The following is a 22,864-nucleotide window of genomic DNA, read 5'->3' as shown; positions in this document are numbered from 1 at the left end:
GGCCTCATTCCCTAGCTCTGGGCGTAGACCTTCTCCACGAACTCGGCGATCTGGTCGTCGCTGAGGTGGTGGGCCAGATCGGCCTCGCTGATCATGCCGACCAGCCGCTTGTCCTTGTCGATCACCGGCAGCCTGCGGATCTTGTGCTGCTCCATCTCGCGGAGCACATCGCTCACATCCGCGTCGGCCGGGATCCAGCGCGGCGTGCCCTTCGCCAGATCCCCCGCCCTCGCCCGGGACGGGTCCTTGCCCACCGCGACACAGCCGACCACGATGTCGCGGTCGGTCAGGATGCCGCACAGCCGCTCGTTCTCGTCGGCGATCGGCAGCGCCCCGACGTCCAGCTCCCGCATCAGCTGAGCCGCCCGGTCCAGCGTCTCGTGCGCGGGTATCCACTGCGCGCCCGGGTGCATGATGTCTGCGGCCTTGGTCATGGTGTACCTCCTGACGGCCCACCGGCGGCGCAACCGACCCGCGGGCCCGATCCGGTGTCACCGCGGCCGACGCCACGGCGCCCCTCCTTCATTGTCACCACCGTCGGCGGGCCCACGCGACCGGCGACGTGACCGGCGACGTGACCGGCGCCGCGGCCCGGACTCCCGGCGGCGGCCCCCGGTGCCCGGTGCCAGACTGAGAACTGCCGGGGCGGGCGCCGCCGGGAGACAGGGCCGCGGCGGCGCGGGACACGGCGCCGGCGACCCATCCGCCGAAGGAGCGCGCATGCTCACCACCGATTACGTCCCCGGCGCCCCCAACTGGCTCGACCTCGGCACCCCCGACACCGACGCGGCCGCCGCGTTCCACACCAGCCTGTTCGGCTGGACGTCGGAGTCGGCCGGTCCGGAAGCGGGCGGCTACGGCTTCTTCAAGAAGGACCGCAGGACCGTGGCGGCCGTCGGCCCGCTCCACGAGGAGGGCGCGCGCGCCGCCTGGACGCCGTACTTCCACACCTCCGACGCCGACGCCACCGCCACGCTGGTCACCGAGGCGGGCGGCACGGTGCGCGCCGCGCCGTTCGACGTCTTCGACGAGGGGCGGATGGCCCAGTTCACCGACCCCGGCGGCGCCCGGTTCGCCGTCTGGCAGCCCGGAAAGACGCGGGGCCTGGAAGCGGTCACCGAGGAGGGCACGTTGTGCTGGGTGGAGCTGCACAGCCCCGGCCCGGTCGCCGATCTCGCCTTCTACCACACGGTGTTCGGCTGGGACGCCGAGGACATGCCGTTCTCCGGCGGGACGTACACCGTGCTCTCGACGGCCGGGCGCGGCCGGGAGGGCTCCTTCGGCGGCGTGGCACCGCTCCAGGGGGACGTCGATGTCCCGCAGTGGCTGCCCTACTTCGAGGTGGCGGACTGCGACCTGGTCGCCGACCGGGCCGAGAAGCTCGGCGGCTCGGTGCTGATGCCCGCCATGACCGCCGAGGACATCGGCCGCATGGCGTGGCTGACCGACCCGTCCGGCGCGCACTTCGCCGTCATCACCAGCGCCAACCCGGCGACGGCCGGGTGACACCGGCCGACGCCGGGCCGGACTACGCCTTGGGGGCCACCTTCGCCAGGCCGTTGATGATGCGGTCCATCGCGTCGCCGCCCGTCGGGTCGGTGAGGTTGGCCATCAGCTTCAGCGTGAACCGCATCAGCATCGGGTGGGTCAGACCGCGCTGGGCCGCCAGCTTCATGACCGTCGGATTGCTGATCAGCTTCACAAAGGCCCGGCCCAGCGTGTAGTAGCCGCCGTAGGTGTCCTTGATGACCTTCGGGTAGCGCTGGAGGGCCAGTTCGCGACGGGCGGCGGTGCCGCGGGCGTGGGCCTGCACCACGACGTCCGCGGCGAGCCGGCCGGATTCCATCGCGTAGGCGATGCCCTCGCCGTTGAACGGGTTGACCATGCCGCCCGCGTCCCCGACCAGCAACAGGCCCCGGGTGTAGTGCGGCTGCCGGTTGAAGGCCATGGGGAGGGCGGCGCCGCGGATCGGGCCGGTCATGTTCTCCGGGGTGTAGCCCCAGTCCTCCGGCATCGAGGCGCACCACGCCTTGAGCACCTCTCGCCAGTCCAACTCCTTGAAGGACGCGGAGGTGTTGAGCACGCCGAGGCCGACGTTGCTCGTGCCGTCGCCCATGCCGAAGATCCAGCCGTAGCCGGGCAGCAGCCGGTCCTCGGGGCCGCGGCGGTCCCACAACTCCAGCCAGGACTCCAGGTAGTCGTCGTCGTGGCGGGGCGAGGCGAAGTACGTCCGCACCGCGACGCCCATCGGCCGGTCCTCGCGGCGGTGCAGCCCCATGGCCAGCGAGAGCCGGGTGGAGTTGCCGTCCGCGGCGACCACCAGCGGGGCGTGGAAGGTGACCGGTGTCTTCTCGACGCCGAGCCTGGCCTCGACGCCGGTGATCCGGCCCGTACGGTCGTCGATGACCGGGGCGCCCACATTGCAGCGCTCGTACAGCCGGGCGCCGGCCTTCTGGGCCTGCCGCGCCAGCTGCTCGTCGAAGTCGTCGCGCTTGCGGACCAGTCCGTAGTCCGGGTACGAGGCCAGCTCCGGCCAGTCGAGCTCCAGCCGCACCCCGCCGCCGATGATCCGCAGGCCGCGGTTGCGCAGCCAGCCGGCCTCCTCGGAGACGTCGATGCCCATGGCGACGAGTTCCTTGGTGGCGCGCGGCGTCAGGCCGTCGCCGCACACCTTCTCGCGCGGGAACGCCGTCTTCTCCAGCAGCAGCACGTCCAGTCCGGCCTTGGCGAGGTAGTACGCCGTGGTGGATCCGGCCGGCCCGGCGCCGACGACGATGACGTCGGCGGTCCGCTCCGTGGGTGCGGTCTCGCTCACGCGGGTCTCCCGAGGGCTCGGTAACGGCGTGCCGGTCACGCCGGGCACTGGACAGGTGCAGTCTATGGGGGGTGCTCCGGCCGGTACGGAGGGCCACCCCGGAGCGCGCACGGCTCGGCGCGCCGGCGCTCGCGTCGCGAACGCCCCGGCGCTCACGGCTCAGCCCCGGCGCTCACGGCTCGACGGGGCCGCGCCTACGGCTTGACGCCCCGGTGAAGGGCGGCGATCCCGCCGTTCAGATTCCGCCACGCGACCTTCGTCCAGCCCGCCTGGCCCAGCCGTGCGGCGAGCCGCGGCTGGTCGGGCCAGACGCGGATGGACTCGGCGAGGTAGACGTACGCGTCCGGGTTGCTGCTGACCGCGGTCGCGATCGGCGGCAGCGCGCGCATCAGATACTCGGTGTACACGGTGCGGAACGGCCGCCAGGTGGGGTGGCTGAACTCGCAGACCACGAGGCGGCCACCGGGCCTGGTCACGCGCAGCAGCTCGCGCAGCGCGGCGTCCGGGTCGTGGACGTTGCGCAGCCCGAAGGAGATCGTGACCGCGTCGAAGACCCCGTCCGCGAAGGGCAGCCGGGTTCCGTCGCCCGCCGTGAGCGGCAGTTGCGGATGGCGCCGCTTGCCCTCCCGCAGCATGCCGAGCGAGAAGTCGCACGGGACGACGTACGCGCCGGCGGCGGCGAAGGGCAGCGAGGAGGTGCCCGTACCGGCGGCGAGGTCGAGCACGCGCTCGCCCGGGCGTACATCGAGGGCGCGCGCCACGGCCTTGCGCCACAGCCGGGCCTGTCCGAGGGACAGCACGTCGTTGGTGAGGTCGTATTTGGCCGCCACGCCGTCGAACATCGTGGCGACTTCCTGCGGCTGCTTGTCCAGGGATGCTCGGGTCACGCCCCCATTGTTCACCCGGCGCCGGCCCGCCCCGCGCGGGACCCCGCCCGCGCCGCTCAGCGGCGGCGGTGCACCAGCCGCCCGGCGAGCACCGTGGCCACGCACGCGCCGTCCGCCTCGAAGGCCGCCAGGTCCGCGCGCCCGCCCTCGGCGAGGGCGGGCGGGCGCGGCCGGTCCAGGACGGCGACGCCGCCCCGCCGCGCGGCCGCGAGCAGCTCGGGGTCGGTGAGGCGCGCCGCGACGACCGCGGTCGCGCCCAGGCGCAGCAGCGCGTGGATCCGCTCGCGCGGGCTGGGCGCGTCCGGCACCGGCGCGTCGTGGACCAGGCCCGGGCCCAGCGTGCCGGGCCACTGCCGCACACGGGCCCGCGGATACGTGCCGCGCAGCGCGTCCAGCGGCCCGACCGCCGCGATCCGGTCGCCGTCGACCGCGACGGCGGCGTCGTGCAGCGGCGCCGCGTCGTCGGGGGCGAGCCGGACGAGGGGCGCCGCGTGGAGGGTCAGCATCAGGGGGCGCCTTGAAGGGTGTTCAGAGGGTGTTCAGAGGGGGCTGGGAGGGGGTGGGAGGGCTCGGGAAGGGGCCGGGCGGGTGCTCGGAGGGGCGTCAGGAGGCGTCGATCAGCTTCAGCTCCGGGTGGGCGGTGCCGCCCTCCAGCGCCGTCGAGGAGAGGTGGGAGACGACCTGGTCGTCGACCGGGTCGTTGGCCGGGTCGTCGTGCACGACCAGGTGCTCGTACGTGGTCGCGCGCTGCGCGGGCACCCGCCCCGCCGTACGGATGAGATGGAGCAGCTCCATCCGGTTGGACCGGTGCCGGGCGCCCGCCGAGGAGACCACGTTCTCCTCCAGCATCACCGAGCCGAGGTCGTCCGCCCCGTAGTGCAGCGAGAGCTGGCCGGCCTCCTTGCCGACGGTCAGCCAGGAGCCCTGGATGTGGGCCACGTTGTCGAGGAAGAGCCGCGCGATCGCGATCATCCGCAGGTACTCGAAGATGCTCGCCTGCGTCTGCCCCTTCAGGTGGTTGTTCTCGGGCTGGTAGGTGTACGGGATGAAGGCGCGGAAGCCGCCCGTACGGTCCTGCACCTCGCGGATCATGCGGATGTGCTCGATCCGCTCGGCGTTCGTCTCCCCGGTGCCCATGAGCATCGTGGAGGTGGACTCGACCCCGAGGTTGTGGGCCGTCTCCATGATCTCCAGCCAGCGCTCGCCCGACTCCTTGAGCGGCGCGATGGCCTTGCGCGGCCGCTCGGGCAGCAGTTCGGCCCCCGCGCCCGCGAAGGAGTCCAGGCCCGCGTCGCGGATCCGGCGGATCGCCTCCTCGACCGACACGCCCGAGATCCGGGCCATGTGCTCGACCTCGGAGGCCCCCAGCGAGTGGATCACCAGCTGCGGGAACTCCTTCTTGATGGCCGAGAAGTGCTTCTCGTAGTACTCGACCCCGAAGTCCGGGTGGTGCCCGCCCTGGAACATGATCTGCGTGCCGCCGAGTTCCACCGTCTCGGCGCAGCGGCGCAGGATGTCGTCCAGGTCGCGGGTCCAGCCCTTGGCGGTGTCCTTGGGCGGGGCGTAGAAGGCGCAGAACTTGCAGGCCGTGACGCAGACGTTGGTGTAGTTGATGTTCCGCTCGATGATGTACGTCGCGATGTGCTCGGTGCCCGCGTAACGGCGGCGCCGGGCGGCGTCGGCGGCGGCGCCGAGGGCGTGCAGCGGGGCGGACCGGTAGAGGTCGAGCGCCTCCTGCGGGGTGATGCGGCCCCCGGCGGCGGCGCGGTCGAGGACGGCTTGAAGCGATGCGTTCTCGGTCACCGGGGCGTCCCTTTCGGCGGGTTGCGGACGGACTGCCCCAGCGTACGCCAGCCCTCGCGGCCTCCCGCCGAGGCCCCGCGGCGGCCCGGGGCGCGCCCTTCGCGGGGTGCCGGGACGGGCGGGGGTCAGCGCACCTTGCGCAGCGTGCCGGCCGGGTTGCCGCCCTCCTCGTCCGCCGCCTTGTAGCGCAGCGAGCCGTCGGAGGTGAGGGTGAACCGTTCCTCGGCCGAGCCGTCGCTGCAGCCCGTCTGCTTCTCGCCCTTCCCGACCCGCGAGTCGAGGACCAGCGACGCCGAGGTGGCCGAGACGAGCTTCCAGCTGCTGTCGCAGCGGATCACCGCCAGCTCGACCCGGCCGCTGCCGACCTTCTCCCCCGGCCTGCCGTCGCGGATGGTGATGGTCAGCTCGCCTCCGGGCAGGCCGGAGTCGGTGGTCAGATCGCCTTTCCAGGTGCCGAGGAACGCCTTGGGCACGCCCTTGCCGGAGTCCTCGGGCTGGTCGTCGTCGCCGTTGCCGCCGTCCGAGGCGCCCGCGGTGGGCCCGGGGGTGTGGGACGAGGAGCTGGGGGTGGACGCCGCGTCGTTGGAGCCCTTGTCCCCGCCGCTGCCCGGCAGCACGTGGAAGACGACCGCCGCGGTCGTGGCGGCGGCCAGCGCGCCCGCGACGGACAGCACCAGCGTGCAGCTGAGCGCCTTCGGCCGGTCCTTCCGCCCGATGGCGGCGGACACGGCGACGCTGCGGCCCTCCTTCGGCCGGTCGTAGGGCCCATCGTCCGGCCGCCGGCCGTCGGGGTGCCGCTCGCCCGGCCGCCGGCCGTCGGGGTGCGGGCCGCCGGGCGGGACGGGTGCCCCGCCCGCGGCCCGGACCGGGCGGCCGTACGACGGGTCCGGCGGCCCGAACGCCCCCAGAGGGGCCGCGGGCACCGGCGTGGGCGGGGCGCCCGGAGCCGTCGGCGGCGGGGTCGCGGGCGCGGACGCGGCCGCCGGCGGGGTCGCGGGCGCGGTGGGCGCCGACGCGTCCAGGTCGAGGAGTTCCACCGCCTGGCGGCTCACCCGCTCGACCAGTGGCCCCGGCAGCCACCCCGGCCGCACCAGGCTCGAGGCGCCCCCGTCCGGGGCGAGGCGGCTCAGGATCCGCTCCGGGGCGGGCCGGGCCGCCGGGTCCTTGGCCAGGCAGGCGGCGACCAGGTCCCGCAGCTCCCCGGTCAGGCCGGGGCCGAACCGGGGCTCCTCATGGACCACCTTGTAGAGCAGCGAGGCCGAGCTGTCGCCAGGGAAGGGCGCCTCGCCCGTCGCCGCGTACGTCAGCACCGCGCCCAGCGAGAAGACATCGGCCGCCCCGCTCACGCCGAGGCCCAGGATCTGCTCGGGCGACATATAGCCGGGCGAGCCGATCGAGGCGCCGGTGGAGGTCAGCGACACCGTGCCCTGTGTGGCGCGCGCTATCCCGAAGTCGATCAGGCGCGGGCCGTCCAGGGCGAGCAGCACGTTCGACGGCTTGACGTCGCGGTGGACCAGCCCCAGCGCGTGCACCGCCGCCAGCGCCTCCGCCAGCCCGGCGCCCAGGGCCCGTACGGACCGCTCGGGCAGCGGCCCCTCGTCGGCGACGGCCTGGCTGAGGGACGGGCCCGCGACATAGCCGGTGGCCACCCACGGGACGCGCGCGTCCGGGTCGGCGTCCAGGACCGGCGCGGTCCACTCCCCGCCGACCCGCCGCGCGGCCTCCACCTCGCGCCGGAACCGGGCCCGGAACTCTTGGTCGAGCGAGAAGTGCGCGTGCACGACCTTGACCGCCACGGTCCGGCCCCCGGCGCTGCGCCCCACGAAGACCCGCCCCATGCCGCCCGAGCCGAGCCGGCCGAGCAGCCGGTAGGCGCCGATGACCTGAGGATCCTCCGCTCCCAGCGGCTCCATCGCGTTGCCCCCCCCTCGCCTCCGCGCCGCTCCAGCTTAGGGTCCGTCGTACAGACCTTGGGCCGCCGCTACCCCGCTGCGCCCGGGCCGGAGCCCAGGCCCGCCGGGCGCACCCGTACGTCGGCCGGGTAGCCGGAATCCGGGCCGCCGGTGCGGCGGGCGAACTCGGCGATGCCTTCGAGCTGCCGTTCGCCCAGGCTGAAGTCGAGGGTGGTGAAGTAGCGCTCCAGGACCGGGGCCTCCAGGGCCTCCCAGCGCGCCGCCTGCTCGGCGACCTTGGTGACCTCCACCAGGGACAGATCGCGGGAGTCGAGGAACGCCTGGTGCATCTTGTGGACGATCTCCGGCTCGCGCTCCAGGTACTCGCGGCGCGCCGCCCAGACCGCGAAGACGAACGGCAGCCCGGTCCACTCCTTCCACATCTGCCCCAGGTCGTGCACCTGGAGGCCGAGCTTCGGGGCGTAGTGCAGATTGGCGCGCAGCGCCGCGTCCCCGATGAGCACCGCCGCCTCGGCCTCCTGCATCATCAGGCTGAGGTCGGGCGGGCAGGTGTAGTAGTCCGGGCTGATCCCGTACCGCTCGGCGAGCAGCAGCCGCGCCAGCCGTACGGAGGTGCGCGAGGCGGAGCCGAGGGCGACCCGCGCCCGGTCCAGCTGATCGAGCGGCAGCTGGGAGACGATCACGCAGGACATAACGGGGCCGTCGCAGCCGACCGCGATGTCGGGCAGGGCCACCAGGTCGTCGGCGTTGCGGAGGAACTCCACGAGGCTGATCGGGCCGATGTCGAGATCGCCGCGGACCAGCTTGTCGTTGAGCGCGTCCGGGGTGTCCTTGGTGAGCTCCAGGTCGAGGAGAGCGCCGCTGGTGGCCAGGCCCCAGTAGAGGGGCAGGCAGTTGAGGTACTGGATGTGGCCGACCCTGGGCCTGGTCCGGCGGTGCGGGTGGGCGCCGCCCGCGGCGGTCGTGGCGGATGTACTCCGGTCGGGGGAACTCGGTGAATTGTCCACATACGGAGGCTAGCCCCGCGTGTCGTGGACGACGGCGGCGGGGGCCCGCTCCGGAGCGGCCGAAAAGTGCCCGACCTGCGGTACTATCCAATCAGCCGGTCCCGGAAACCCCTCGAATTCGTGATCTTCGGCTCCTTCCCCACACACAGAGAGCGTGCTACGCTCACAGCAAGTTGCAGTTTGGTTTCCTTGCAGTACAAAGCCTGCGGAGCATGTGACCGCGGGCTTTTGTAGTTTTCAGACTTCTTGCAGGTTCTGGAGCAGGGCAACCCTTTGGCCCAAGGAGGGCTTATGGCTACCGGAACCGTCAAGTGGTTCAACGCCGAGAAGGGCTTCGGCTTCATCGCCCAGGACGGCGGCGGCCCCGATGTCTTCGTTCACTACTCCGCGATCAACGCGTCTGGTTTCCGCTCCCTGGAGGAGAACCAGGCCGTTACCTTCGACGTGACCCAGGGCCCGAAGGGCCCGCAGGCGGAGAACGTCAGCGCGGTCTGATCAGCAGTACCCAAGGAGCCCCGGCCCCTCGCTTCGGCGGTGGGCCCGGGGCTCCTGCCCTTTGGATTTCATCACTTATTCATTTCCGGCTTTCCCGTTGTTTTCCTCCGGCAGCAGCCGGAAGTCGGTGAAGTCGAATCCGGGCGAGACCACGCAGCTCACCAGCGTCTCCCCGTCCCCCGCCGGGCGGGCCGCCTGCCAGACGCCGGGCGGAACGACCGCCTGGGGCCGCTGGCCGGCCGCCAGGTCCGTGCCGAGGACCAGCTCCGTGGGGTTCCGGGCATCCGGCTCCTCCCCGTCACCCCCGAGGAGCAGCCGCAGCGGGCCGCCGCCGTGCCACAGCCACAGCTCGGCGGAGCGCACGACGTGCCAGCGGGACTCCTCGCCGGGCGTCAGCAGGAAGTAGATGGCCGTGGCCGTGGCGCGCTCGCCGTCGTAGCCCGGTGGCCGGAAGGTGACCTCGCCGCGCCAGGTCTCCCGGTACCAGCCGCCTTCCGGGTGCGGCTGGAGGTCGAGCGCTTCGGCCGTGGCCGGCCTGCGGATACCAGTCATCCGGTCAGCCTATAGACCCTCGTCCTTGCAGAAGCTCGTCCTTGTGGACCCTCGTCCTTGCAGAAGCTCGTCCTTGTGGACCCTCGTCCTCATAGACCCTCGTCCCGCCCCTCCCCCGTCACGCGCACGACGGCATCCGCGTACAGCGCGTCGATCTCCTCGGCGAAGTCCCGCGCGACCGCCGCCCGCCGCAGCTTCAGCGACGGCGTCAGATGCCCGGCCTCCTCGGTGAACGACACCGGCAGCACGGCGAAGCGGCGGATCGACTCGGCGCGCGAGACGAGCTCGTTGGCGTCGTCCACCGCCCGCTGGACCTCGGCGAGCAGCAGCTCGTCGGCGACCAGCCGGCCGATCGGCACGCCCTCCCGCTGCCGCATCCGCCGCCAGTGCGCCAGCCCGTCCGGGTCCAGGGTGAGCAGCGCCGTGACATACGGGCGGTTGTCGCCGATCACCATGCACTGGCCGACCAGCGGGTGGGCGCGCAGCCGGTCCTCCAGCGGGGCGGGCGCCACGTTCTTGCCGCCCGAGGTGACGATCAGCTCCTTCTTGCGGCCGGTGATGGTCAGATAGCCCTCGTCGTCCAGCGCGCCGAGGTCGCCGGTGGCGAACCAGCCCTCCGCGCCGGCCTGCGGCACCGCCCGGCCCGACCGGCCGTCCCAGTAGCCGGAGAAGACCTGCCCGCCGCGCAGCAGCACCTCGCCGTCCCCCGCGATCCGCACCGCGCAGCCGGGCAGCGGCCAGCCCACGGTGCCCGTGCGCGGGCGCAGCGGGGGTGTGACGGTGGCGGCGGCGGTCGTCTCCGTCAGGCCGTAGCCCTCGAAGATCTCGATGCCCGCACCCGCGTAGAAGGCGGCGAGCCGGCGCCCGAGCGGGGAGCCGCCGCAGATCACATAGCGCACCTTGCCGCCGAGCGCGTCCCGGATCCGGCGGTAGACCAGCGGGTCGTACAGCGCGTGGGCGGCGCGCAGCACCGGCCCGGGGCCGCTTCCGGTGCCGCGCCGGGCCTCCTCCAGCGCCGTGCCGTACCGCCTCGCCACGCCGGCCGCGCGGTCGAAGGAGGCGGCGCGGCCCATGCGTTCGGCCGTCGCCCGCCCGGTGTTGTAGACCTTCTCCAGCACATAGGGGATGGCCAGCAGGAAGGTCGGCCGGAATCCGGCGAGGCCCGCGAGGAGGTCCTCGGTGCGGAGGCTGGGCGCGTGGCCGAGCCGTACCCGCGCCCGCAGGCAGCCCACCGCGATCATCCGGCCGAACACATGCGACAGGGGCAGGAAGAGGAGGGTGGCGGCGGGCTCCTTGCTGACGGACTTGAAGACGGGGTGGAGCAGTTCGATCGCGTTGTCCACCTCGGCGAAGAAGTTGCCGTGGGTGAGCACACAGCCCTTGGGGCGGCCGGTGGTGCCCGAGGTGTAGACGAGGGTCGCGATGTCGTCCGGCCCGCGGCCGGCCCGCCGCCTCGCCACCTCCTCGTCGGGGACCGCCCGCCCGGCCGCGGTGTTCTTGGCCACCGCCCCGGCGTCGAACTGCCACAGATGGGTGAGCGCGGGCAGCTCCCGCCGTACGGACGTGACCAGCCGGGACTGCTCGACGCTCTCGACGACGCAGGCCACCGCGCCCGAGTCCCGCAGGATCCAGTGGGTCTGTTCCCGCGAGGAGGTGGGGTAGACCGGGACGGTGACCAGGCCGGCGGCCCAGGCGGCGAAGTCGAACAGCGTCCATTCGTAGGTGGTGCGGGCCATGATGGCCAGCCGGTCGCCGGGCCGCAGACCGTGGGCGATCAGGCCCTTGGCGCAGGCCAGCACCTCGGAGGCGAAGGCGGCGGCGGTGACGTCCCGCCAGTTCCCGTCCGGGGTGGGGCGGCTGAGGACGGCGGCGGTGGGGGCCTCGGCGGCGTTGGCGAAGGGGATGTCGGCGAGGCTGCCGCGGGTGACGCGCGGGGCGAGCGGGGGGACGGCGGCCTGCCGTGTCCTGCCGCCCTCGGACCGCAGTTCGGGTGGGGTGGGCGTGGGGGTGGGAGGTGCTGGGCGCTGGCGCATGACGACTCCTGACCCGTCAGTAACCTTACTTCAGGGTAACCACTCGGGGAATCGTCGGGGAAGACCTGTGCGGGCTCCTGGGAGCCGACGGGCCCGTGCCGTGCGCCTGCGGCCGTTACCCCCGGCCCGTGCCGTGCGCCTGCGCCCGTTGCCCCCGGCCCGTGCCGTGCGCCTGCGCCCGTTGCCCCCGCGCGTGCTCGCCGGGCGACCAGCGCTCGCCCCGCAGCAGATTCCCCAGCCCCGCCCAGGCGAAGTTCATCAGCGTGGCCGCCGCCTCCTCGGCCGAGGGGCCGCCGCCCGCCGGGTCGCTCGCCCACTCGGCCAGCGACTCCGCCGCGCCCACCAGCGCGTGCGCGAGCCCGGACGCCTCGCCGCCGGTCATCCGGCGCGCCCGCGCCGGCCCGCACGCGCTCTCGCGCGCGGCCACCGCGAGGAGGTGCGTCACGAACTCCACGATCTCCGCCCGCATCGCGGCGACCTCAAGAGCGAAGGGGTCACCGTGGGTGCGGGCCTGGACGTGCAGCAGCGTCCAGCCGTCCGGGTGCTCCGCGGTGTGCGCGAAGAAGCCGTGCAAGCCGCTCCACAGCCGGCGGTCGGCGGGCGCGTCGTGCTCGACGGCGGCCCGTATCGCGGCCACCAGCGCGGCGGCCTCCCGCCGGACGCAGGCCGCGAACAGCTCGTCCTTGGAGTTCAGATACAGATAGACCAGCGGCTTGGAGACCCCGGCCAGCTCGGCGATGTCGTCCATGGAGGCGTTCCGGTAGCCGCGCCGCGCGAAGGTCCGTACGGCCGCGTCGAGCATCTGCTGCTCGCGTACGGCCCTCGGCATCCGCCTGCTCTTCGTCGCCCCGCCCACGCCGGCCGCCCCCTTCGCCCGTGCCCCCGGCGGCCTTGACCGCCTGACAGCTCATCACCTGATCGCCGATCATCCGATCGCTTGATCACCTGATCGCCTGATTGCCTGATCACTTGATCGGCGTCAAGCCTAAGGCGGCCGGGCACCCCTCACCGTGCTTCCGGAACTTCCGGAAGATCAGCCTCCCGGCCGCACCCCCAGGGCCGCCCACAGCGCGACCGCGCCCATGACGGCCAGCACCGTCAGGGCCACCAGGACCACCGCGACACACCGGTACAGCAGACGCCGCCGCAGCTCCTCGTACCGCGCCGTGTACTCGGCGCGCAGCTCCTCGCAGCGGTCGGCGATGCGACGCAGCATGCGCCGGGAGAGCTCGACGCGCTCCTCGGCGTACAGCCGGACCACCTCCTCGCGCTGGGTGGTGGTGAGCCAGGGCAGCCGGTCGGCATACGCCTCGGCCTCCGCACGGGCGTCGCCGAGTTCGCGCTGGCACAGCAGATAACCCTCCAGCCGGGCGATCCCCGACTCGATCTCATCGGGTCCGGGCACGGGTCGCTCAGGCCCGTTCGCGCTGCGGCGATTCGGTGACGGCCGCGATATCGGGGTGGTGCAGGTCGAAGGCGGGGGATTCGCTGCGGATCTTCGGCAGGGCGAGGAAGTTGTGCCGCGGCGGTGGGCAGGACGTCGCCCATTCCAGCGACCGCCCGTAACCCCAGGGATCGTCCACGGTCACTTTCTCTCCGTATTTGGCGGTCTTCCAGACGTTGTAGACGAACGGGAAGGTGGACATGCCGAGCAGAAACGCGCCGATGGTGGAGACCGTGTTCAGCCCGGTGAAGCCGTCCGAACTCAGATAGTCGGCATAGCGGCGCGGCATTCCCTCCGCACCGAGCCAGTGCTGGACGAGAAAGGTGGTGTGGAATCCGGTGAAGAGGGTCCAGAAATGAAGTTTCCCGATCCGCTCGTCCAGCATTCTGCCGGTGAATTTCGGCCACCAGAAGTAGAAGCCGCCGAACATCGCGAACACCACGGTGCCGAAGACGACGTAGTGGAAGTGGGCGACCACGAAATAACTGTCACTGACGTGGAAGTCGATGGGCGGCGAGGCCAGGAGCACCCCGGTGAGCCCGCCGAACAGGAAGGTGACGAGGAATCCGATGGCCCACAGCATCGGCGTCTCGAAGGAGAGCGCCCCCTTCCACATGGTGCCGATCCAGTTGAAGAACTTCACTCCGGTGGGCACCGCGATGAGGAAGGAGAGGAGCGAGAAGAACGGCAGCAGCACCGCCCCGGTGACGAACATGTGGTGCGCCCAGACCGTGGCCGACAACCCGGTGATGGCGATCGTGGCCCCGATCAGGCCCACGTATCCGAAGATCGGCTTGCGGCTGAACACCGGGATGATCTCGGTGATCACCCCGAAGAACGGCAGCGCGATGATGTAGACCTCGGGATGGCCGAAGAACCAGAAGAGGTGCTGCCACAGCAACGGACCGCCGTTGGCCGGGTCGTAGACATGCGCCCCGAACTTTCGGTCCGCCTCCAGCGCGAAGAGGATCGCGGCCAGCACCGGGAAAACCATGATCACCAGGACGCTGGTGAGCAGGATGTTCCAGGTGAAGATCGGCATCCGGAACATCGTCATGCCCGGGGCGCGCATGCAGATGATGGTGGTGATGAAGTTGACCGCGCCCATGATCGTGCCGAACCCGGAAAGCGCCAGGCCCATCACCCACATGTCGCCGCCCAGATTCGGCGAGTGCGTCTTGTCGGACAGCGGTGTATAGGCGAACCAGCCGAAGTCGGCGGCCCCGTTCGGGGTGATGAATCCGGCCACCGCGATGAGCGAGCCGAAGAGATACAGCCAGTAGGCGAGCATGTTCAGTCGCGGGAACGCCACGTCCGGGGCGCCGATCTGCAGCGGCATGATCGCGTTGGCGAAGCCGGCGAACAGCGGCGTCGCGAACATCAGCATCATGATCGTGCCGTGCATGGTGAACGCCTGGTTGTACTGCTCGTTCGAGACCAGCTGGGTGCCCGGCCGCGCCAGCTCCGCCCGCATCACCATCGCCAGCAGCCCGGCGAACAGGAAGAAGGCGAAGGACGTCACCATGTACAAGGTGCCGATCTTCTTGTGGTCGGTGGTGGTCAGCCACGTGATGATGACCGTGCCCACCCTGTTCCGGCCGCGGGGCTCGTGCTGCTCCGCCCGCCTCGCCTCTACCGCCATCGCTCCTCCGCCCGACGCCCTACGCGTCCGACGTTCATAACGCGCCTGGGACAGAAGAGGCCGTTATGACCCTTTGGTGGGCGTGTGACGGAAGTGGTCAGAAAAAGACCATGTGTGAGCGGGATGGGCGGAGCCCCGGATTCCGCACACGATGCGAGCATGACAGCAAATCTGACGCGTCGTCACATCCTTGGTCTGGCCGCGCTGCGCGGCGCCGCGGCCCTCGGACTCACCCGCATAGCCCTCTCCCCGGCGGCCGCCGCCGATCGCCCCGTCGGCGCCGAGTACGCCCCCGCCGTCGTCGTCGGCTCCGGCTACGGCGCGGCGGTCGCCGCGCTGCGGCTCGGCGAGGCGGGCGTCCGCACCCTCGTCCTGGAGATGGGGCGGCTGTGGGACACCCCCGCCGCCGACGGCAGGGTCCACTGCTCGATGACCGCCCCCGACCGGCGCTCCATGTGGTTCAAGACCAGGACCGAGGCCCCGCTGGCCACCTTCCTGTGGCTGGACGTCATCAACAAGGACATCACCCCCTACCCCGGCGTCCTGGACCGTGTCCGCTTCCCCAACATGTCCGTCTACGTCGGACGCGGCGTCGGCGGCGGGTCGCTCGTGAACGGCGGCATGGCGGTCACCCCGTCCCGCGCGTACTTCCAGGAGGTGCTGCCCCAGGTCGACGCGGCGGCGATGTACGCAACCTACTTCCCGCTCGCCCGTCGCATGCTCGGCGCCGCCACCGTCCCGTCCGCCTGGTTCGAGTCCACCGAGTGGTACCAGTACGCCCGTGTCTCCCGCGACCAGGCGAAGGCGGCGGGCCTGAAGACCGTCTTCGTCCCCAATGTGTACGACTTCGACTACATGCAGCGCGAAGCCGCCGGGGCCGTGCCCAAGTCCGCCCTCGCCCAGGAGGTCATCTACGGCAACAACTTCGGCAAGCGCAGCCTCGACAAGACGTACCTCCCGGCGGCGCTCGGCACCGGGAACGTCACGATCCGCACCCTCAGCCGGGTCAGGGCCATCCGCCGGGCCGCCGACGGCACGTACCTCCTCACCGTCGACCGCCTCGACGACACCGGCGCCGTCGTCGCCACCGACGAGATCTCCTGCCGCTCGCTCTTCCTCGGCGCGGGCAGCCTCGGCACCACCGAACTCCTCCTCCGCGCCCGCGAGACCGGCGCCCTGCCCGCCCTGAGCCCGCAGGTCGGCCAGGGGTGGGGCGGCAACGGGAACGTCATGCTCGGCCGGGCCAACCACATGTGGCACCCGACCGGCGCCCACCAGTCCACGATCCCGGTGCTCGGCATCGACGACTGGTCCAACGCCGCCAACCCCGTCTTCGCCGAGATCGCCCCGCTCCCGGCCGGCATCGAGACCTGGGCCAGCCTCTACCTGGCCATCACCAGGAACCCCGAGCGCGGCACCTTCACCTACGACGCCGCCAAGGACTCCGCCGTCCTCAACTGGACCGGCGCCCAGAGCGACCCCTCCATCGCCGCCGCCAAATCCCTCTTCGACCGCGTCAACGCCGCCAACGGCACCATCTACCGCTACGACCTCTTCGGCGACACCCGCGCCTTCGCCGCCGACTTCTGCTACCACCCCCTCGGCGGCTGCGTCCTGGGCCGCGCCACGGACCCGTACGGGCGGGCCCTCGGCTACGACCGGCTGTACGTCACCGACGGCTCCCTCGTCCCGGGCTCCATCGGCGTCAACCCCTTCGTGACCATCACCGCCCTGGCCGAGCGCACCATGGCCCGCGTCCTGGCCGAGGACAACGTGGGCTGAGCCCAGGGGGCGGCGCACCCCGCCCCTCACCGGCACCCCGGAGCCCCCGCCGGCCGCGACACCGCCGGCCCGGCCGGCCGCTGCGGGCCCGCGGCCCCCGCCGCCGCTCCAGGCCGCCGGCCCCGCCCCCGCTACGGGCGCTCGGCTCCTTCGGCGCGCCCCACCGGGTCGAGACCATGACGGCGATCGCCCAGGACCCGCGCACTGACCTCGGCCTCCTCGGCCGGCCCGAACACATCCCCGGCGGTGCCCCCGGAGACGACCGCCCTGCGGCGTGCCACGGCGGCATCCGTATCCGCCTCCACCAGGTCCGCGTTGATCGCCATCGCGGCCTGGACCCCGGCCGCCTGAGCGAGCGGGACACCGGCCAGCGGATCGGTGACGTTCCCCGCCACCCACACCCCGGCCACCTCGGTGAGGCCGCTCGCGTCCGAGGGCACGTGCGTCCCGATCCCCCGGGGATGCTCCACCGCCCTCAGCCCGAGGCCCGAGAGGACCTCGCTACGGGCCACCATCCGCGGCGCCACCGCCAGCGCCTCCACCGGCACCAGGCGCCCCGAGGCCAGCCGGACCCCGGCCAGCCGATCGTCCTCGACGGCCAGCCCGGTCACCTCGCCGTCGACCACCGCGATCCCGCGCGCCGCCAGCCGCTCCCACTGCTCCTCGGCCAGGTCGCCCCCGGTGTGCAGGAACAGCGTCACGCGAGGCGACCACTGCCGGAACAGCAGCGCCTGGTGCAGCGAAAGCGGACCGCCGCCGAGCACGCCGATCGGCGCGTCGCGCACCTCCCAGCCGTGGCAGTACGGGCAGTGCAGCACATCCCGCCCCCACCGCTCCCGCAGCCCGGGCACCTCGGGCAACTCATCGACCAGCCCCGTCGTCACCAGCAGCCGCCGCGCCCGGAAGCCACGCCCGCTCCCGGTCTCGACCACGAAGCCGCCGTCCCCGCGCCGAGCGCGAACCGCCCGGTCCGACACGACCCGCCCGCCGTACCCGGCCACCTCCTCCCGGCCGATCCGCAACAGCTCCCGCGGAGGCACCCCGTCCCGCGACAGCAGCCCGTGGGCTCCGGCGGCCGGCGCGTTCCGCGGCTCCCCCGAGTCGACCACCAGCACGGACCGCCGAGCCCGCGCCAGCGTCAACGCCCCCGCCAGCCCGGCCGCCCCGCCACCGACCACCACGACATCGAACTCTTCCGAAACCTTGTTCTCGGTCATGCGCCCACCTTGCGCCCGGCGTGCCGGAACGGCCACTTTCCTTGCCGATCCGGCAAGGCTCACCCGAGCAGCCCAGCGGGCGTGAGCCGCAGGGGGCCTTTACGGTGAAGGAGCAAGCCGCCGAACGCGTGGGATTCCCGTGGTCAGCGGGTGGCGCGTGTCGGCTACGTACAGCACCGGAAGGCGATACGGACATGGCCACAACGTCAGAAACGCCCGTTCTCGACACCCTCGCCGCCATGACAGTCGACTCCATCGACCGCTGCGGTCTGGACGACCGCACGCTCATCCTCACTCGCCTCGCCGCGCTCGTCGCCATGGACGCACCGGGGATCTCCTACCTCGCCCACGTCGATCCCGCGGTCAAGGCCAACCTGACGGCCGAGCAGCTGCAAGACGTTCTCGTCGCGATCGCCCCCGTCGTGGGCACGGCGCGCGTCATGTCGGCCGCGAGTCACATCACCAAGGCGCTCGGCTTCACCATCGCGTTGGCCGAGGCCGAAGCCGCGACAATCGCCGAGGCCGACGCCCGCCACCGGAGCAAGTCCTGAGCGGACACAACGCATCGCCCCGCCCCCGCCGGAGGCGGCGGGGGCGGGGCGACGGTGGGGTCCGGCGCGGGCCGGGGTGGGGTCAGGCCGCGGCGGGGACGGCGTGGCGGTCGTCGGTGGTCTCCACGTCGTCGAGCGCGGAGGCCGAGGCGTGGTCGTAGGCCTGGCGGTCGAGGATCTTCTCGCGGGCCGAGACGAGGACCGGGACCAGCGCCTGGCCGGCCACGTTGGTCGCGGTGCGCATCATGTCCAGGACCGGGTCGATGGCCATGAGGAGGCCGACGCCCTCGAGGGGGAGGCCCAGGGTGGACAGGGTCAGCGTCAGCATGACGGTGGCGCCGGTGAGGCCGGCCGTGGCGGCCGAGCCGATGACCGAGACGAAGGCGATCAGCAGGTAGTCGCCGACGCCGAGGTGCACGTCGAAGATCTGGGCGATGAAGATCGCGGCGATCGCCGGGTAGATCGAGGCGCAGCCGTCCATCTTCGTCGTGGAGCCGAAGGGCACCGCGAAGGAGGCGTACTCCTTCGGGACGCCGAGGCGCTCGGTGACCTTCTGGGTGACCGGCATGGTGCCCACCGAGGAGCGGGAGACAAAGGCCAGCTGGATGGCGGGCCAGGCGCCCTTGAAGAAGTTGAGCGGGTTGACCTTGGCGACCGTGGCCAGCAGCGTCGGGTAGACGCCGAACATCACCAGGGCGCAGCCGACGTAGATGTCGGCGGTGAAGGTCGCGTACTTGCCGATGAGGTTCCAGCCGTACTCGGCGATGGCGTAGCCGATGAGGCCGAGGGTGCCCAGCGGGGCGAGGCGGATGACCCACCACAGGGCCTTCTGGAGCAGCTCCAGGACGGCCTGGCTGAGGGTGAGGATCGGCTGCGCCTTCTCGCCGAGCTTGAGGGCGGCGACGCCCGCGACGGCGGCCATGAAGACGATCTGCAGGACGTTCAGCTCGGTGAAGGGCGTGATGACGTCGGTCGGCACGATGCCGGTGAGGAAGTCCAGCCAGGAGCCGGCGTGGTCCGGCTTGGAGCCGTCCTGCGGGGTGAGGCCGGTGCCCGCGCCCGGGTTGGTGACCAGGCCGATGGCCAGGCCGATGGCGACCGCGATCAGGGAGGTCGCCATGAACCACAGGAGGGTGCGGGTGGCGAGGCGCGCGGCGTTGTTGACGTTCCGCAGGTTGGTGATCGACACGAGGATCGCGAAGAAGACCAGCGGGGCGACGGCGAGCTTCAGCAGCTGGACGAAGATCGAGCCGATCTTGTCGAGGGTGGTGACCAGCCAGCTCACGTCACCGCTGCGGGCGGCCCAGCCGAGCAGCACGCCGAGCACCAGGCCCAGCAGGATCTGCGCCCAGAACGGCACCTTGGGCAGGCGTATGGAGGACGTCGGGGAGGACGTCTTGGGGGCGGATGACAACGGACACACTCCGAAGGCAGGGGACGGCGGGGGAAGAGAACAGGGGAAAGCCAGGAGTCCGTACGGGATCTCCGGCCGCTGGGCAGGGAACGGTTCAGCGGCGGCGACAGGCCGCTGAGCGGCAGCGGCAGAGATCGATGTGCAGGCGCGCCACGAGCGGAACGCTCGCGGGGAATCGGGGCGCGGCTGCTGTCGTCATGACGAAAACATTAACACTCTGACTTTGAGTTCCCCATAGGCGAGCTTTTACACACAGCGGGCCGAACACCACAAGGCCCCGCCGGCCAGCGGAAGCTGGCCGGCGGGGCGCCGGACGGGTGTGAGGAGTCTTACAGCGGGTGGCGGGCGTCGCTCAGGCGACGTCCTCCTGGCTCTGGTTCGCCGAGAGCCGCTCCTTGGCGCGCTCGACCCGCTCCGCGACCTGCACCGCCATCTCCTCGCGCTGCTTGCGCAGCAGGACGAAGCTCAGCGGCGCCGAGACGACCAGGGCGAGCAGCACGACCCAGAAGAGGTTCGCGTTGCCCAGCGCCGAGCGCAGCATCGGGGAGTACGCCAGGCCCCACATCACCAGGAAGCAGCCCGCGAAGATCCCCAGGCGCATGGCGGTGTAACGGAACGTCGCGCTCGGCTTGAAAGACACGGCCGTCTTCTTTCTGCTGGGAAGTCCTGCCCATCCAGTGAATCACGGACCTCCGAGCGCCTCGGCGACGACCCTGAGGTCCGAGACCAGCCCCTGGCAGGCGGCCTCGCGGTCGTCGGCGCGGAGCACGGCGGAGGGATGGATGGTGGCGACCACGCACTCGCGCGGCTCCGCCTCGGGGGCCGGGCCGTGGCCGTCGAGCGGCGGGCAGGGCAGCAGCATCCCGCGCTGCTTGCCGACCCGGAAGGAGGGGCCGAGCAGCGCCTTCCCGGCCGTCGCGCCCAGCGCCACGATCACCTCGGGTTCGATCAGGTGCAGCTCGGCCGCCAGCCACGGCCGGCAGGCGGTCATCTCGCGCAGGCTCGGCGGCTTGTGGATGCGCCGCTTGCCGCGCCCGGGGAGGTGGCCGAACTTGAAGTGCTTGACCGCGTTGGTGACATAGGTCTCGGTCGGGTCGATCCCCGCCTCGTCCAGGGCCCGCATCAGCACCTTGCCGGCGGGCCCCACGAACGGGCGCCCCTGCCGGTCCTCCTGGTCGCCGGGCTGCTCCCCGACCAGCATCACGCGGGCGGCCGCGTCCCCGGAGCCGAAGACCGTCTGGGTCGCCTCGCGGTGCAGCGGGCAGCCGCGGCACCCGGCGGCCGCCTCGCGCAGCGCGGCCAGGTCGGCGTCGCGCGGCACGAAGGGCTCGGCGGTGTAGGCGTCCTCGGGGTCGCGCGCCGCCTCGGCGGCGGCCCTCCCGGTGGACCCTCGGGCTGCGGCCATGCGGCCCGGGTACCCGCCCCGGCGGGCCTCAGACAGCCGCAGACAGCCGCAGGCGGGCAACCCTCGGCAGCCGGCCGCATACAGCCGCAGGACCGCTCAGACGCGCATCGGCTGCGGCGCCTCGCGCCGGGCCGGGTCCGGGCCGTCGTACTCGCGGATGATCTCGTACCGGGTGTTCCGCTCCACCGGCCGGAAGCCCGCGTCCCGGATCAGCTCCAGCAGGTCGTCGCGGGTCAGCTTGTTCGGCGTGCCGTAGTTGTCGGCGTCATGGGTGATCTTGTACTCGACGACCGAGCCGTCCATGTCGTCCGCGCCGTGGTTGAGCGCCAGCTGGGCGGTCCGTACGCCGTGCATCACCCAGAAGACCTTCACATGGGGGACGTTGTCGAACAGCAGGCGCGAGACGGCGAAGGTCTTCAGCGCCTCAGCGCCGGTGGCCATGGTGGTCCTGGCCTGCAGCCGGTTGCGGATCTTGCCGTCCTTCATGTCCACGAAGTCGTGCTGGTAGCGCAGCGGGATGAAGACCTGGAAGCCGCCGGTCTCGTCCTGCAGCTCGCGCAGCCGCAGCACGTGGTCCACCCGGTGCCTGGGCTCCTCGATGTGCCCGTAGAGCATGGTGCAGGGGGTCTTGAGGCCCTTCTGGTGCGCCAGCCGGTGGATGCGCGACCAGTCCTCCCAGTGGGTCTGGTGGTCGACGATGTGCTGCCGGACCTCCCAGTCGAAGATCTCCGCGCCGCCGCCGGTGAGCGACTCCAGACCGGCGTCGATGAGCTCGTCCAGGATCTCCGAGGCCGGCAGTCCGGAGATCTTCTCGAAGTGGTGGATCTCGGTGGCGGTGAAGGCCTTCAGCGACACCTCCGGAAGGGCTTCCTTCAGCGCCTTCAGCGAGCGCGGGTAGTAGCGCCAGGGGAGGGTCGGGTGCAGGCCGTTGACGATGTGCAGCTCGGTGAGGTTCTCGTTCTCCATCGCCTTGGCGAGGCGGACGGCCTCCTCGATGCGCATGGTGTAGGCGTCCTTCTCGCCGGGCTTGCGCTGGAAGGAGCAGTACGCGCACGAGGCGGTGCACACATTGGTCATGTTCAGGTGGCGGTTGACGTTGAAGTGGACCACGTCACCGTTCTTGCGGGTGCGCACCTCGTGGGCCAGCCCGCCGAGCCAGGCCAGGTCGTCGGACGCGTACAGGGCGATACCGTCCTCGCGCGACAGCCGCTCTCCGGCGCGGACCTTCTCTTCCAGTTCGCGCTTGAAACCCGCATCGTCGATAGACGCAGTCATGCGGCCGCCTCCCATACGTCAGCTTATGTAGGCCTTTGCTTAAGTGGCCTTCCTGAGGCTACGCCTTGGCGTCGTCGGGCAGTTCGCCGACCCGGTTCTCCCACTTCGTGGACAGCACGATCGTCGTACGCGTACGGGAGACGCCCTTGGTGCCGGACAGCCGGCGGATCGTCCGCTCCAGGCCGTCCACGTCCGTGGCGCGCACCTTGAGCATGTACGAGTCGTCGCCCGCGATGAACCAGCAGTCCTCGATCTCGGCCAGGTCGCGCAGCCGCTGGGCCACGTCCTCGTGGTCGGTGGCGTCGGAGAGCTGGATGCCGATGAGGGCGGTCACCCCGAGGCCGAGGGAGGCGGCGTCGACGGTCGCGCGGTAGCCGGTGATCACTCCGGCCGCCTCCAGGCGGTTGATCCGGTCCGTGACGCTGGGCCCGGAGAGGCCGACGAGCCGGCCGAGCTCCGCGTAGGAGGCCCTCCCGTTCTCCCGCAGGGCCTGGATGAGCTGCCTGTCCACCGCGTCCATATGCCGTGCGCCTTCCATTATTCAGAGATACAGCAAGTTTACATGCAGAATCTAAGGCATAAGGGCATCGCACCCTCTAAACCTTGCGGGTCTGCCGGTCTTGTGGGCG

General features: G+C 71.9%; 22 protein-coding genes. 4 read left to right on the top strand and 18 right to left on the bottom strand.

Annotated features, from left to right (window positions below; translation table 11 throughout):
• Nucleotides 1-11: 11 nt before the first annotated feature.
• The gene (locus ABFY07_RS27235) at nucleotides 12-434 is read right to left on the bottom strand and encodes a CBS domain-containing protein (protein ID WP_065962848.1); all 423 of its coding nucleotides are present in this window, start codon (nucleotides 432-434) and stop codon (nucleotides 12-14) included.
• Nucleotides 435-720: 286 nt separating this feature from the next.
• Here ABFY07_RS27235 and ABFY07_RS27230 point away from each other — a divergent pair, with 286 nt between their 5' ends.
• Nucleotides 721-1,506 (top strand): VOC family protein, encoded by a 786-nt coding sequence (locus ABFY07_RS27230; protein WP_346177011.1) that lies wholly within the window; start codon nucleotides 721-723, stop codon nucleotides 1,504-1,506.
• Nucleotides 1,507-1,528: 22 nt separating this feature from the next.
• Here ABFY07_RS27230 and ABFY07_RS27225 read toward each other — a convergent pair whose 3' ends face one another.
• The 6 genes from ABFY07_RS27225 to ABFY07_RS27200 all read right to left on the bottom strand — a co-directional run bounded on the left by ABFY07_RS27225 (nucleotide 1,529) and on the right by ABFY07_RS27200 (nucleotide 8,425).
• Nucleotides 1,529-2,815 (bottom strand): geranylgeranyl reductase family protein, encoded by a 1,287-nt coding sequence (locus ABFY07_RS27225; RefSeq protein WP_065962845.1) that lies wholly within the window; start codon nucleotides 2,813-2,815, stop codon nucleotides 1,529-1,531.
• 194 nt (nucleotides 2,816-3,009) lie between these two features.
• Nucleotides 3,010-3,702: a demethylmenaquinone methyltransferase gene (locus tag ABFY07_RS27220; protein WP_346177010.1), complete on the bottom strand. Its 693-nt coding sequence runs from the start codon at nucleotides 3,700-3,702 to the stop codon at nucleotides 3,010-3,012.
• Nucleotides 3,703-3,758: 56 nt separating this feature from the next.
• On the bottom strand, nucleotides 3,759-4,208 hold the full coding sequence (locus ABFY07_RS27215) for an imidazolonepropionase-like domain-containing protein (protein ID WP_346177009.1): 450 nt from the start codon (nucleotides 4,206-4,208) through the stop codon (nucleotides 3,759-3,761).
• A gap of 97 nt (nucleotides 4,209-4,305) precedes the next feature.
• The gene (gene mqnC / locus ABFY07_RS27210) at nucleotides 4,306-5,505 is read right to left on the bottom strand and encodes a cyclic dehypoxanthinyl futalosine synthase (RefSeq protein WP_346177008.1); all 1,200 of its coding nucleotides are present in this window, start codon (nucleotides 5,503-5,505) and stop codon (nucleotides 4,306-4,308) included.
• Between the two features lie 125 nt (nucleotides 5,506-5,630).
• On the bottom strand, nucleotides 5,631-7,418 hold the full coding sequence (locus ABFY07_RS27205) for a serine/threonine-protein kinase (protein ID WP_346177007.1): 1,788 nt from the start codon (nucleotides 7,416-7,418) through the stop codon (nucleotides 5,631-5,633).
• Nucleotides 7,419-7,486: 68 nt separating this feature from the next.
• Nucleotides 7,487-8,425 (bottom strand): menaquinone biosynthetic enzyme MqnA/MqnD family protein, encoded by a 939-nt coding sequence (locus ABFY07_RS27200; RefSeq protein ID WP_428837014.1) that lies wholly within the window; start codon nucleotides 8,423-8,425, stop codon nucleotides 7,487-7,489.
• A gap of 291 nt (nucleotides 8,426-8,716) precedes the next feature.
• Here ABFY07_RS27200 and ABFY07_RS27195 point away from each other — a divergent pair, with 291 nt between their 5' ends.
• Nucleotides 8,717-8,920: a cold-shock protein gene (locus ABFY07_RS27195; protein ID WP_009715975.1), complete on the top strand. Its 204-nt coding sequence runs from the start codon at nucleotides 8,717-8,719 to the stop codon at nucleotides 8,918-8,920.
• A gap of 75 nt (nucleotides 8,921-8,995) precedes the next feature.
• On the opposite strand, the gene ABFY07_RS27190 is transcribed toward ABFY07_RS27195, so the two are convergent.
• From ABFY07_RS27190 to ctaD, 5 genes are all read right to left on the bottom strand, one after another.
• The gene (locus ABFY07_RS27190) at nucleotides 8,996-9,472 is read right to left on the bottom strand and encodes a cupin domain-containing protein (RefSeq protein WP_346177006.1); all 477 of its coding nucleotides are present in this window, start codon (nucleotides 9,470-9,472) and stop codon (nucleotides 8,996-8,998) included.
• Nucleotides 9,473-9,561: 89 nt separating this feature from the next.
• The gene (locus ABFY07_RS27185; protein WP_346177005.1) at nucleotides 9,562-11,505 is read right to left on the bottom strand and encodes an AMP-dependent synthetase/ligase; all 1,944 of its coding nucleotides are present in this window, start codon (nucleotides 11,503-11,505) and stop codon (nucleotides 9,562-9,564) included.
• Between the two features lie 115 nt (nucleotides 11,506-11,620).
• Nucleotides 11,621-12,334, bottom strand: coding sequence for a TetR/AcrR family transcriptional regulator (locus tag ABFY07_RS27180; protein ID WP_346177004.1), 714 nt, complete (start codon nucleotides 12,332-12,334; stop codon nucleotides 11,621-11,623).
• A gap of 204 nt (nucleotides 12,335-12,538) precedes the next feature.
• Nucleotides 12,539-12,910 (bottom strand): hypothetical protein, encoded by a 372-nt coding sequence (locus ABFY07_RS27175; RefSeq protein ID WP_346177003.1) that lies wholly within the window; start codon nucleotides 12,908-12,910, stop codon nucleotides 12,539-12,541.
• Between the two features lie 7 nt (nucleotides 12,911-12,917).
• On the bottom strand, nucleotides 12,918-14,591 hold the full coding sequence (gene ctaD, locus ABFY07_RS27170; RefSeq protein WP_346177002.1) for an aa3-type cytochrome oxidase subunit I: 1,674 nt from the start codon (nucleotides 14,589-14,591) through the stop codon (nucleotides 12,918-12,920).
• Nucleotides 14,592-14,750: 159 nt separating this feature from the next.
• On the opposite strand from ctaD, the gene ABFY07_RS27165 reads away from it, so the two are divergent.
• Nucleotides 14,751-16,373, top strand: a complete 1,623-nt coding sequence (locus ABFY07_RS27165) for a GMC oxidoreductase (RefSeq protein ID WP_346177001.1) — start codon at nucleotides 14,751-14,753, stop codon at nucleotides 16,371-16,373.
• Between the two features lie 131 nt (nucleotides 16,374-16,504).
• Here the strand turns inward: ABFY07_RS27165 and ABFY07_RS27160 are convergent, their stop codons facing one another.
• Nucleotides 16,505-17,590, bottom strand: a complete 1,086-nt coding sequence (locus tag ABFY07_RS27160; protein WP_346177000.1) for an NAD(P)/FAD-dependent oxidoreductase — start codon at nucleotides 17,588-17,590, stop codon at nucleotides 16,505-16,507.
• 194 nt (nucleotides 17,591-17,784) lie between these two features.
• Between ABFY07_RS27160 and ABFY07_RS27155 the strand changes: the two genes are divergently transcribed.
• Nucleotides 17,785-18,141, top strand: coding sequence for a carboxymuconolactone decarboxylase family protein (locus ABFY07_RS27155; RefSeq protein ID WP_065962823.1), 357 nt, complete (start codon nucleotides 17,785-17,787; stop codon nucleotides 18,139-18,141).
• 82 nt (nucleotides 18,142-18,223) lie between these two features.
• Here ABFY07_RS27155 and ABFY07_RS27150 read toward each other — a convergent pair whose 3' ends face one another.
• The 5 genes from ABFY07_RS27150 to ABFY07_RS27130 all read right to left on the bottom strand — a co-directional run bounded on the left by ABFY07_RS27150 (nucleotide 18,224) and on the right by ABFY07_RS27130 (nucleotide 22,755).
• Nucleotides 18,224-19,555 (bottom strand): dicarboxylate/amino acid:cation symporter, encoded by a 1,332-nt coding sequence (locus ABFY07_RS27150; RefSeq protein WP_425428815.1) that lies wholly within the window; start codon nucleotides 19,553-19,555, stop codon nucleotides 18,224-18,226.
• A gap of 352 nt (nucleotides 19,556-19,907) precedes the next feature.
• Nucleotides 19,908-20,195, bottom strand: a complete 288-nt coding sequence (locus ABFY07_RS27145) for a DUF4229 domain-containing protein (protein ID WP_346176999.1) — start codon at nucleotides 20,193-20,195, stop codon at nucleotides 19,908-19,910.
• Between the two features lie 42 nt (nucleotides 20,196-20,237).
• A complete protein-coding gene (locus ABFY07_RS27140) occupies nucleotides 20,238-20,960 on the bottom strand; it encodes a UdgX family uracil-DNA binding protein (RefSeq protein WP_346176998.1) in 723 nt (240 codons plus the stop codon).
• A gap of 96 nt (nucleotides 20,961-21,056) precedes the next feature.
• Nucleotides 21,057-22,235, bottom strand: coding sequence for an aminofutalosine synthase MqnE (gene mqnE / locus ABFY07_RS27135; protein ID WP_065962874.1), 1,179 nt, complete (start codon nucleotides 22,233-22,235; stop codon nucleotides 21,057-21,059).
• Nucleotides 22,236-22,293: 58 nt separating this feature from the next.
• Nucleotides 22,294-22,755: an Lrp/AsnC family transcriptional regulator gene (locus tag ABFY07_RS27130; protein WP_346176997.1), complete on the bottom strand. Its 462-nt coding sequence runs from the start codon at nucleotides 22,753-22,755 to the stop codon at nucleotides 22,294-22,296.
• Nucleotides 22,756-22,864 lie beyond the last annotated feature (109 nt).

It is taken from the genome of Streptomyces sparsogenes subsp. cuspidosporus (assembly GCF_039532705.1).
Lineage (GTDB): Bacteria > Actinomycetota > Actinomycetes > Streptomycetales > Streptomycetaceae > Streptomyces > Streptomyces sparsogenes.
This window is presented reverse-complemented; position numbering and strand designations above follow the sequence as displayed.

Excerpts from the sequence above, each read along its gene's own strand:
- ABFY07_RS27235 (WP_065962848.1), bottom strand. The coding sequence starts at position 434 with ATGACCAAGGCCGCAGACATCATGCACCCGGGCGCGCAGTGGATACCC.
- ABFY07_RS27230 (WP_346177011.1), top strand. The coding sequence starts at position 721 with ATGCTCACCACCGATTACGTCCCCGGCGCCCCCAACTGGCTCGACCTC.
- ABFY07_RS27215 (WP_346177009.1), bottom strand. The coding sequence starts at position 4,208 with ATGCTGACCCTCCACGCGGCGCCCCTCGTCCGGCTCGCCCCCGACGAC.
- ABFY07_RS27205 (WP_346177007.1), bottom strand. The coding sequence starts at position 7,418 with ATGGAGCCGCTGGGAGCGGAGGATCCTCAGGTCATCGGCGCCTACCGG.
- ABFY07_RS27195 (WP_009715975.1), top strand. The coding sequence starts at position 8,717 with ATGGCTACCGGAACCGTCAAGTGGTTCAACGCCGAGAAGGGCTTCGGC.
- ABFY07_RS27190 (WP_346177006.1), bottom strand. The coding sequence starts at position 9,472 with ATGACTGGTATCCGCAGGCCGGCCACGGCCGAAGCGCTCGACCTCCAG.
- ABFY07_RS27185 (WP_346177005.1), bottom strand. The coding sequence starts at position 11,505 with ATGCGCCAGCGCCCAGCACCTCCCACCCCCACGCCCACCCCACCCGAA.
- ABFY07_RS27180 (WP_346177004.1), bottom strand. The coding sequence starts at position 12,334 with ATGCCGAGGGCCGTACGCGAGCAGCAGATGCTCGACGCGGCCGTACGG.
- ctaD (WP_346177002.1), bottom strand. The coding sequence starts at position 14,591 with ATGGCGGTAGAGGCGAGGCGGGCGGAGCAGCACGAGCCCCGCGGCCGG.
- ABFY07_RS27165 (WP_346177001.1), top strand. The coding sequence starts at position 14,751 with ATGACAGCAAATCTGACGCGTCGTCACATCCTTGGTCTGGCCGCGCTG.
- ABFY07_RS27160 (WP_346177000.1), bottom strand. The coding sequence starts at position 17,590 with ATGACCGAGAACAAGGTTTCGGAAGAGTTCGATGTCGTGGTGGTCGGT.
- ABFY07_RS27155 (WP_065962823.1), top strand. The coding sequence starts at position 17,785 with ATGGCCACAACGTCAGAAACGCCCGTTCTCGACACCCTCGCCGCCATG.
- ABFY07_RS27140 (WP_346176998.1), bottom strand. The coding sequence starts at position 20,960 with ATGGCCGCAGCCCGAGGGTCCACCGGGAGGGCCGCCGCCGAGGCGGCG.
- mqnE (WP_065962874.1), bottom strand. The coding sequence starts at position 22,235 with ATGACTGCGTCTATCGACGATGCGGGTTTCAAGCGCGAACTGGAAGAG.
- ABFY07_RS27130 (WP_346176997.1), bottom strand. The coding sequence starts at position 22,755 with ATGGACGCGGTGGACAGGCAGCTCATCCAGGCCCTGCGGGAGAACGGG.